General features: G+C 71.7%; 10 protein-coding genes. 5 read left to right on the top strand and 5 right to left on the bottom strand.

The features are described from left to right. Positions 1-123: 123 nt before the first annotated feature. Positions 124-921 (bottom strand): alpha/beta fold hydrolase, encoded by a 798-nt coding sequence (locus KBX00_RS26405; RefSeq protein ID WP_210830768.1) that lies wholly within the window; start codon positions 919-921, stop codon positions 124-126. Positions 922-1,033: 112 nt separating this feature from the next. Here KBX00_RS26405 and KBX00_RS26400 point away from each other — a divergent pair, with 112 nt between their 5' ends. The 5 genes from KBX00_RS26400 to KBX00_RS26380 all read left to right on the top strand — a co-directional run bounded on the left by KBX00_RS26400 (position 1,034) and on the right by KBX00_RS26380 (position 4,836). After that, positions 1,034-1,690, top strand: coding sequence for a helix-turn-helix transcriptional regulator (locus KBX00_RS26400; protein WP_210830767.1), 657 nt, complete (start codon positions 1,034-1,036; stop codon positions 1,688-1,690). Between the two features lie 2 nt (positions 1,691-1,692). Further along, positions 1,693-2,502: a hypothetical protein gene (locus tag KBX00_RS26395; protein WP_210830766.1), complete on the top strand. Its 810-nt coding sequence runs from the start codon at positions 1,693-1,695 to the stop codon at positions 2,500-2,502. Positions 2,503-2,572: 70 nt separating this feature from the next. Further along, positions 2,573-2,887 carry a DUF2516 family protein gene (locus KBX00_RS26390; RefSeq protein ID WP_164448510.1) on the top strand — a complete coding sequence of 105 codons (315 nt, stop codon included), beginning with the start codon at positions 2,573-2,575 and terminating at the stop codon, positions 2,885-2,887. After that, complete coding sequence (locus KBX00_RS26385; protein WP_210830765.1) at positions 2,884-3,771, top strand: alpha/beta fold hydrolase; 888 nt, start codon at positions 2,884-2,886, stop codon at positions 3,769-3,771. The genes KBX00_RS26390 and KBX00_RS26385 overlap by 4 nt, the downstream gene beginning before the upstream one ends. Positions 3,772-3,921: 150 nt before the next feature. After that, positions 3,922-4,836: an SDR family oxidoreductase gene (locus tag KBX00_RS26380; RefSeq protein ID WP_210830764.1), complete on the top strand. Its 915-nt coding sequence runs from the start codon at positions 3,922-3,924 to the stop codon at positions 4,834-4,836. A 52-nt stretch (positions 4,837-4,888) separates the two neighbouring features. On the opposite strand, the gene KBX00_RS26375 is transcribed toward KBX00_RS26380, so the two are convergent. Genes KBX00_RS26375 through KBX00_RS26360 form a run of 4 tightly spaced genes read right to left on the bottom strand, consistent with a single transcriptional unit; the run spans position 4,889 to position 8,605 of the window. Then, entirely contained in the window at positions 4,889-5,890 is a 1,002-nt protein-coding gene (locus tag KBX00_RS26375; RefSeq protein ID WP_210830763.1) for a YafY family protein, read from the bottom strand. A gap of 6 nt (positions 5,891-5,896) precedes the next feature. Beyond that, positions 5,897-6,547 (bottom strand): response regulator transcription factor, encoded by a 651-nt coding sequence (locus tag KBX00_RS26370; RefSeq protein ID WP_210830762.1) that lies wholly within the window; start codon positions 6,545-6,547, stop codon positions 5,897-5,899. Beyond that, a complete protein-coding gene (locus KBX00_RS26365) occupies positions 6,544-7,866 on the bottom strand; it encodes a sensor histidine kinase (RefSeq protein WP_210830761.1) in 1,323 nt (440 codons plus the stop codon). The genes KBX00_RS26370 and KBX00_RS26365 overlap by 4 nt, the downstream gene beginning before the upstream one ends. 4 nt (positions 7,867-7,870) lie before the next feature. Further along, entirely contained in the window at positions 7,871-8,605 is a 735-nt protein-coding gene (locus tag KBX00_RS26360; protein WP_210830760.1) for an ABC transporter permease, read from the bottom strand. Between the last annotated feature and the right edge of the window lie 10 nt (positions 8,606-8,615).

The raw sequence follows: 8,615 nt of genomic DNA, 5'->3' as shown, positions 1-8,615 counted from the left end.
CCCCACCCACCGACCTCGTGGATCTTGCACTTCTCGTCCCCGCAAAGCACGCGAAAGGGCCGTATCGGCGACCGGAAGTGCAAGATCGACGGGGTGGTGGGGGTGGTGGGGTGGTGGGGGTGGTTAGGGGAGGAAGGTTAGGAGGGGGGTGTTGATTTGGGTGGGGTGTTCCAGGGGGAGTAGGTGGGCGGCGTGGGGTATGTCGGGTAGGCGTACCGCTTGTGGTGCCTCGGCGGCGATGCGATCGGCCAGGTGGCGGATGTCGGGTACGTCCGCCGCGCCGGCCGCGACCAGCACGGGCATGGTCAGCTCGGCGAGTCGCCCGATGGCCGGTGGGTCGAGTTCGGCCACGTCCACGGCGCTGAGTGCCAGTTCGGCGGCGAGCGCGCGTTCGTCCATCGCGGTGGCGAAGGCGACCAGTTCAGGGTCGACGTCCGCGGGTTCGCGGTCCGGACCGACCACCCAGAAGCGCACCTCGCCGGCGGCTGTCGCGGCGAAGTCCTCGGGGTCGATGTCGCCGACCAGGTTTTCCCACAGGTCGTTCGTCTGCTCCGACCACTCATGGCCGGACACGGCGGTACCGAGCAGGGCGAGGGCACTGACCCGGTGGGGGTGGGCCAGCGCGGTGTCGATCGCCACCGCCCCGCCGAAGGAGCAGCCGACCAGGGCGGCGCGGTCCAACCCGAGGACGTCCAGCAGGCCGGCCACATCGTCGTGGTGGGCGAAGGCGCTCGGCGGCAGCTCGGAGTCCCCGTAGCCACGCAGGTCGAGGTTGATCACCCGGTGTCGGGTGGCGAGCGGGCCGATCTGGTTCCGCCACATCCGGCGGTCGGCGATACCGGCGTGCAGCAGGACCACCGGTGATCCGCTGCCGGCCTCGTCGTACGCCAGCAGAGCCCCGTTTACTTCGATCTTGGTCACGCCAGGACGGTACGACCGGGCGCGAGTTGGGCGCAACTGGCCGGTGAGACATCGCTAACTCCGGCTAGCGTTTTGCTTGCAGCTGCTAGCGGGGGCGGGCTAGCGTTGAGTCATGGCCACTCCCAAGGACCTTCCCGACGTCGGCGGGTTCATTCGTGACCTGCGGCGGAACGCGAAGATTTCGCTTCGGCAACTGGCCGAGCAGGCCGGGGTCAGCAACCCCTACCTCAGTCAGATCGAACGCGGCCTGCGCCGGCCCAGCGCCGAGGTGCTCCAGCAGCTCGCCAGCGCGCTACGGGTCTCCACTCCGGCGATGTACCTGCGGGCCGGTCTGCTCGACGACAAGGAGGGCCAGGGTGTGCTGGCCGCCATCGCCGTCGACCCGGACCTGACGATGGCCCAGAAACAGTCCCTTACCCAGATTTACGAGACATTCCGCCGGGAGAACGCCCGACTGGCCGAAGCGACCGCGACGACGACCGGCGCGAGCGGCGGGACCGGCACCTCGGACACGAGCGACGAGACCGGCGGATCCGCCGCGAGCGGCGCGGCCGGCACCGCCGACGCGAATGACCTCACCGCCCCGGACGTGGCCAATCTGGCCGCGACCGGGCCCACCACCGCGGCGGGCACCCCGACCGAGGCGGTGCTCGAGTCGGTCGCGGTGACCGAAGCGGGTTCCGCTCCCGCCCCGAACAGCACCCCAGCCAGGAAGGCCGCCCGCAAGGTGGTCCGCAAGACCGCTACCGCGGTCCAGGAGGAGAAGTAGTCATGACCCAGCCGAAGACCAACCGCATCCCTGCCCCGATCTACGCCGCGGCCGGCGCCGGTGAACTGGCCCTGCAGCAGCTGCGCAAACTGCCCACCGTGGTCGGCGAGCTGCGTGACCGTGTGGTCGCCGACGGTGGCCGGGTCGTCAACGAACTCGGCGGCAAGGCCGTCGTCACCGGCTTCGAGCTGCGCCAGAAGGCCAACGACACGCTGCGCAACGCCAACCGGACGGCCGAGTCGCTGCGGCACAAGGCCGCTCCGGCGGCCGACCTCAACCGGCTGCGCGAGCACGCCGACCTGGCCAAGCTCCGCGAGGCGGCGGATCTGAACAAGCTGCGCGAGACGGCCGACCTGAACAAGCTGCGTGAGGCGGCCGATCTGGATCGTCTGCGCGAGCTGGCCACCCGCAACGCGGCCGTCGTCGTCGCCGGCGCCCAGGCCGCTCAGGAGCGGGCGCTGGCCGCGTACGGGGCGTTGGTGGCGCGGGGTGAGCGGGTCGTCGGCACCGGTGTGCTGGAGGTCGCCGACACGGTGAACACCGACATCGAGGCGACCGAGGCGACCACGCCGGCCGCGAGCGCCACCGCCACGGAGACCGCTGAGGAGACCGCGACCGCCGACAAGGCCGCGCCGAGCAACGCCGCGCCGGCCGAGGCGCCGAGCCCGGTCGAGGTGGCCGAGATCGTGGCTGCCAAGCCGGCTGCCGCGAAGAAGACCACCCGGGCGAAGTCCACCACCCGACAGACCGCCACCAAGCGGACCGACAGCCCGTCGGCGAAGCTTCCCCGGGGCACCAAGCGGAGCCAGTGAGTCAGCAGCCGGCGATCCCGGGACCGTCCTGTCGCCACGGATCCGGGGTCGCCGGCATAAGCTTGCCGTCATGGCCAACGCCGCGCCGATCTTCGTCTTCGACGTCCGCTACGTGATCGAGCTGATCCTGTTCGTCTTCGCGCTTGTCGTGCAGGGGGTGGCTCTCGTGCACGCCGTGACGCAACGTTCCGATGCGTTCCCGGCCATCGGAACCCTGCCGAAGGGCGGCTGGATCGCGATCCTGGCGGTCACTCTCCTGCTCACCCTGCTCACCCGCTCCACCCTCAGCATCTTCGGGCTGATCGGGGTGGCGGCGGCGCTGATCTACCTGCTCGACGTCCGGGTCGGGCTACGTGACCTGGGCGACAACAGAGGGTCTTGGTGAGATCGTTCCGCTGGCCACCACCACCGGACGGTGGACCGCGCACCTGGGGGCCCGGCCCGGGTGCCCCGCGCAGCGGCCGGCCGCCGTTGCCCGATCCGGAGACCGAACTGGTCGCCACCCCGCACGGCGTACGACTGGAGCGGCTGGTCACCGGCGTCGGTGACCCGGTCACCGTCTTCGCGCACGGGCTGGCCAACGGCATCGCCACCACCCGACCCTTCGGCAGTGGCGTCACCGGTCGCCGGGTCTTCTTCCAGTTCCGTGGCCACGGCCGCTCCGACGCGCCCGACGGGCCGTGGAGCTATCTGGACCTGGCCCGAGACCTGCGGGCGATCGCGGACCTCAGCGGCGCCACCCGCGCCTTCGGGGCGAGCCTGGGCGCCGGCGCGCTGTGCCGGCTGCTCGCCGAGAGCCCGGAACGGTTCGAGCGGCTGGTCTTCTTCCTTCCCGCCGCGCTGGACCGGCCACGCGGACCGGTCGCCCGAGCGCGGCTGACCGATCTGCTGTCGGCGGTGGAGAGCGGGGACGCCTCGGCGGTGGCGGAGGTCGTCTCCACCGAGCTGCCACCGGCCGTACGCAACACTCCGGCCGGCTGGGCCTACCTGCGGCAGCGGCTGGACCATCTGCTGCGCGACGGCCTCGCCGCCGGGCTTGTCGAGCTGCCGGAGCAGGCTCCGCTGCCCGACGCCGGAGTGCTCGCCCGGGTGACCGCGCCGGCACTTGTCATCGCCACCGAGGGCGACGAGCAGCACCCGATGGAGGTGGCCGAACAGCTCGCCGCCGTGCTGCCCCGGGCCACCCTGCACCGCTACGACCGGCCCGGTGTCCTCTGGACGGAACGCGCCGACCTGCGCCGCCGCATCTCCGACTTCCTCAACGAGTAGCCCCACCGCCCGCCTTGCGCGAGATGCCGCATGTCGCGGCATCCGGCGGGCGGGAGGGCCCGAGATGCCGCATGTCGTGGCGTCAAAGCGGCAACCCAAGTCAGCAATACCTGCCACGAGGTGGCAGGTATTGCTGGCAGCGTGGAACACATGACGAAACCGCTCATCGAAACGGTGGCGCTTGTCGCCGGGGCCACCCGGGGCGCCGGCCGGCAGATCGCCGTGCAACTCGGTGCCGCAGGTGCCACCGTTTACGCGACCGGCCGCAGCAGCCGCGCCGGCCGCTCCGAACTGGACCGCCCGGAAACCATCGAGGAGACCGCCGAACTGGTCACCGCGGCCGGCGGTACCGGCATCCCGGTCCGGGTCGACCACCTGGTGCCCGACGAGGTGCAGGCCCTGGTTGCGCGGATCGACGCCGAGCAGGGCCAGCTCGACGTGCTGGTGAACGACGTGTGGGGTGCCGATCCCTTGATCACCTGGGAGAAGCCGGTGTGGGAGCAGTCGCTCGACGACGGCTTCCGGATGCTGCGGCTGGCGGTGCACACCCACGTGATCACCAGCCACTTCGCGTTGCCCCTGCTGATCCGCCGGCCCGGCGGACTGGTGGTGGAGGTCGGTGACGGTACGAAGGCGTACAACGACGAGAACTACCGGCTGTCGGTCTTCTACGACCTGGCCAAGACCTCGGTCAACCGGCTCGCCTTCAGCTGGGCCCACGAAGTCAGGCCGCACGGCGGTACGGCGGTCGCGCTCACCCCGGGCTGGATACGCTCCGAGGCGATGCTTGAGCACTTCGGCGTGACCGAGGACAACTGGCGCGATGGTGCGGCCAAGGACCCGCACTTCCTCATCTCGGAGACTCCGGCGTTCGTGGGCCGGGCCGTCGCCGCGCTTGCCGCCGACCCGGACCGGGCACGCTGGAGCGGTCGGTCCGTCTCCGCCGGAGAACTGGCCAAGGTTTACGGCTTCACCGACGTCGACGGCTCCCAACCGGACGCCTTCCGCTACATCAGCGAGGTGGTCGACGCCGGCAGACCCGCCGACGTCACGGGTTATCGCTGATCCTCCCGCCCCCGGCGTCCGTCCGACCGACCGGCCCACCCGACCGGCCGCACTACGCCGGCCGGTCGGGCGACCGGTCGTCGGCGGTGGAGTACAGCGCGGCGGCCCGGGTCGTCGCCTCGGCCAGCCGCGACCGTAGCTCCGGCGGCTCGATCACCTCCACCTCCGGCCCCAGCGCCAGCAGCTGGGTGTAGGCCACGTCGACGGACTCGACGGGCAGGCGGGTCCGCACCCAGCCCTGCTCGTCGGGTTCGTCCGCGGTGGCGACCGCCGCCTCGTACCCGAACGGGATCTCGGCGAGGTGACGGAGCCGGCGCAGGCCGGCAGGGCTCAGCCGGATCGTCACCTCGGCCCGCAGCATGCCGCGCAGGAACGCCTCGGCCTGCGCCCGCCAGTGGCCGGCCAGGTCGAATCCCGGATCACGGTCGAAGCCCTCCTCGTGCGGCTCGACCGCGATCACCCGGTCCACCCGGTAGGTACGCACGTCCTCACCGACCCGACCGACCAGATACCAGGTACCGCTCTTGAGCACCAGCCCGTACGGGCAGACCCGGCGGGTGACCTCGCGCTCCCCACGCCGGTAGCGCAGCGTCACCACCCGGTCCTGCCAGACCGCGCCGGCCAGCTCGGCCAACCACTGCGGCGGTGTGCTCTCGCGGTACCAGCCCGGCACGTCCAGGTGGAACCGCTGGCCGGTGCGGGCGGGGGCGTCGCGCAGGGTCGGCGGCAGTGCCGCGAGGAGCTTCAGTTCCGCCGCCGCGACCGCGTCGGCCAACCCCATGTCACCGGCCGGGCCGGGCAGCCCGGCCAGGAACAGCGCCTCCGCCTCGTCCCGGGTCATCCCGGTCAGCCGGGTCCGGAAGCCGCCGAGCAGCCGGTAACCGCCGGCCCGCCCCCGGTCGGCGTAGATCGGCACCCCGGCGGCGGAGAGCGCCAGCACGTCCCGGTACACCGTCCGCTCGGAAACCTCCAGCTCGCGAGCCAGTTCCGCCGCCGTCAGCACCTCGCGAGCCTGCAACAGCAACAGCAGGGAGAGCAACCGGGACGCCCGCACCGACGGTCACCGTCCACCGGGAGTCAACAACCCCCGGTCGTACGCGACCGCGACCGCGGCGGCCCGGTCGTTGACCCCGAGCTTGGCGTAGACGTGCAGCAGGTGGGTCTTCACCGTGGCCTCGCTGATGAACAGGAGCGCGGCGGCCTCGCGGTTGGACGAGCCCCGGGCCACCAGGGTGAGCACCTCCAACTCGCGCTGGCTCAGCGGTTCCTCGGCCGGCTGACGTGGGGTCCGCAGCCGACCCATCAGCCGGCCCGCCACGCTTGGCGAGAGCACCGACTCGCCTCGGGCGGCGGCGCGTACCGCCCGGACCAGTTCGTCGCGGGGTGCGTCCTTGAGCAGGTAGCCGGTGGCACCGGCCTCGATCGCCGGGAGCACGTCCGCGTCGGTGTCGTAGGTGGTGAGTACCAGCACCTTCGCCGGGCTGTCCGTCTCGACGAGCCGACCGATCGCGGTCACCCCGTCCATCCCCGGCATCCGCAGGTCCATCAGCACCACGTCGGGGCGGCTGCGGGCGGCCATCGTCAGCGCCTCGGCACCGTCGGCCGCCTCGCCGACCACCTCGAACCCGGGGTCACCGGCGAACATGCCGCGCAGCCCGTCGCGCACCACCGGGTGATCGTCGACGATGAGCAGGCGTACCGGATCGGTCATGCGGCGACTCCCGGCAGGGCCGGTACGGAGGCCGAGACGGCGGTGCCGGCACCCGGTTCGGACTCGACGGCGAGCTGGCCACCGACCCGGTTGACCCGCTGCCGCATCGCGGTCAGGCCGTAGCTGCCGTTCTCGTCCGGGACTGTCGACCGGCTGGTCAGGTCGAATCCCGATCCGTCGTCGCGGACATCCAGGGTGACCACGTCCGACATGTACGACAGGGTGAGCCCGACCCGGGACGCGGCGGCGTGTCGGGCCACGTTGCTCAGTGCCTCCTGCGCCGCCCGCAGCAACGTCACCTCGATCTCCGGGTGCAGCGGGCGGGGCGTTCCGGTGGTGCTGACGCTGGCCGTCACCCCGTGCACGGCCGACCAGCGTTCGCCAAGCTCGGCGAGCGCGTCGGGCAGGCGGGCCGTCTCCAGCGGCTCGGGGCGCAACGCCCGGACCGACCGGCGGGCTTCGGTGAGGCTCTCCCGGGCCAGCGCCAGGGCGTTGTCCACGTGCCGTCGCCAGTCGGCGGAGCGGTCGCGGGTCTGCTCGGCCGCCTCCAGTTGGGTGATGATGCCGGTCAGCCCCTGGGCCAGGGTGTCGTGGATCTCCTGGGCCATCCGCTGCCGCTCGTCCAGTGCGCCAGCCTCGCGGGCCTGGGTGATGAGCTGCGCGTGCAGCCCCTCGTTCTCCCGTACCGTCTCGGCGAGTTGGCGGTTGGTGGCGGCGAGTTCCGCCACCAGCCGCTTGCGCCTGGCGTCCTCCCGTTCACCGAGGAGGTTGAACCAGCTCACCGCACCGGCCAGCACCAGGTTCACCAGCACCAACACCAGCCACAGCGGCCAGTTCGACCACGAGGACGCCAGGCCACCGCCCTGTGCGGTGGCGACCAGTACGGCGGTCGCGGCCATCCCTACGAAACGCCATCGTCCGTTGAGCACGAGGAAGGCGTGCAGGAAGCCGACCCAGGCGAAGAAGCCGTACCACGGGCTCGCAGTCACCAGGACGGCGGCGAAGGCGAGCAGCCCGACGTAGTAGACAGCCATCGACACGTGCCGTCCCGGCCACTGCGGAGACAGGATGACGAACCAGGTGACCCAGCAGGCGGTCAACCCGGCGACGACCAGGGTGGGCGGCATCGGCAGCCCGCGCGGTGCCGGTGCGAAGGCGGCCAGCAGCGAGCCTACGAGCAGTCCGCCGTAGGGCAGGAGGCGGTGCAGCCGCGCCTCCCGCGCCCGCCAGTTGGCCAGTCGGTCGTCGTGGGCGGGTACGGCGTCGTCGCGGCTGGCCGTCGGGTGCCCGCCGCAGCTCGTCCCGTCCCTGCTCACCATGCGCTCACTCCCAGCGGAACAGCCTCGCCGCTGCGGCACCGGCCGCCACGGCGATCACGGCCATTATCCCCAGGTGCAGTGGGTGCGGTGCGGTGCCGGTCCAGGCGTCGAGCAGCGCCTGGATCCCGGGCGGCGTGTAGGCGCCGACGTCCGCGAGAAAATCGGGCAGCAGGAACCGGGGCAGGTACACCCCGCCGAAGAACATGATCACCATGAACAGTGGTACGGCCAGCGCCTGGGCCGCCTTGGCGGTGGGTGCGACCGCCGCCACCAGCAACCCCACCGCGAGCAGCGCGGCCGTACCCAGGACGAGCGCCACCGCGAATCCGAGCGGATGCTGTGGCAACGGGGTGCCGAACGCCAGCCGGGCGATGACCGCGAGGAGCACCGCGCTGGCCAGGATGCCCACCAGGGCCAGCACGAGTTGGGCGGTCAACAGCGCCAGCGGACTCGCCGGGGTGGTGGCCAGCCGGCGCAGGATGCCGCGCTCCCGGTAGGTGGCCAACACGGTGGGCAGGGCGTTGATGCCGACCATGGCCAGCGTGACGACCAGCAGTGAGGGGGTGAAGTACGTGACGAAGGACTGGTTGCCGAATTCCGGGCTGGGTTCCCGAAGCGACGGAATCAGCCCGAGTACCACCAGGATCAGGGTGGGCAGAGCGACGGTGAGCATCAGCGTCGGGATATCCCGTAGGTAGAGCTTTGCCTCAGTTCTGAGGATCTGGCCGAAGGCGTGCATCGTGTCCCCT

The organism is Micromonospora sp. C95, assembly GCF_018070465.1.
GTDB lineage: Bacteria > Actinomycetota > Actinomycetes > Mycobacteriales > Micromonosporaceae > Micromonospora.
The sequence above is the reverse complement of the archived record's forward strand: the minus strand, read 5'-3'. Positions and strand labels throughout refer to the sequence as shown.

Bases quoted from the DNA above. Each gene is read 5' to 3' on its own strand.
- KBX00_RS26400 (WP_210830767.1), top strand. From the start codon at position 1,034: ATGGCCACTCCCAAGGACCTTCCCGACGTCGGCGGGTTCATTCGTGAC.
- KBX00_RS26395 (WP_210830766.1), top strand. From the start codon at position 1,693: ATGACCCAGCCGAAGACCAACCGCATCCCTGCCCCGATCTACGCCGCG.
- KBX00_RS26390 (WP_164448510.1), top strand. From the start codon at position 2,573: ATGGCCAACGCCGCGCCGATCTTCGTCTTCGACGTCCGCTACGTGATC.
- KBX00_RS26380 (WP_210830764.1), top strand. From the start codon at position 3,922: ATGACGAAACCGCTCATCGAAACGGTGGCGCTTGTCGCCGGGGCCACC.
- KBX00_RS26370 (WP_210830762.1), bottom strand. From the start codon at position 6,547: ATGACCGATCCGGTACGCCTGCTCATCGTCGACGATCACCCGGTGGTG.
- KBX00_RS26365 (WP_210830761.1), bottom strand. From the start codon at position 7,866: ATGGTGAGCAGGGACGGGACGAGCTGCGGCGGGCACCCGACGGCCAGC.
- KBX00_RS26360 (WP_210830760.1), bottom strand. From the start codon at position 8,605: ATGCACGCCTTCGGCCAGATCCTCAGAACTGAGGCAAAGCTCTACCTA.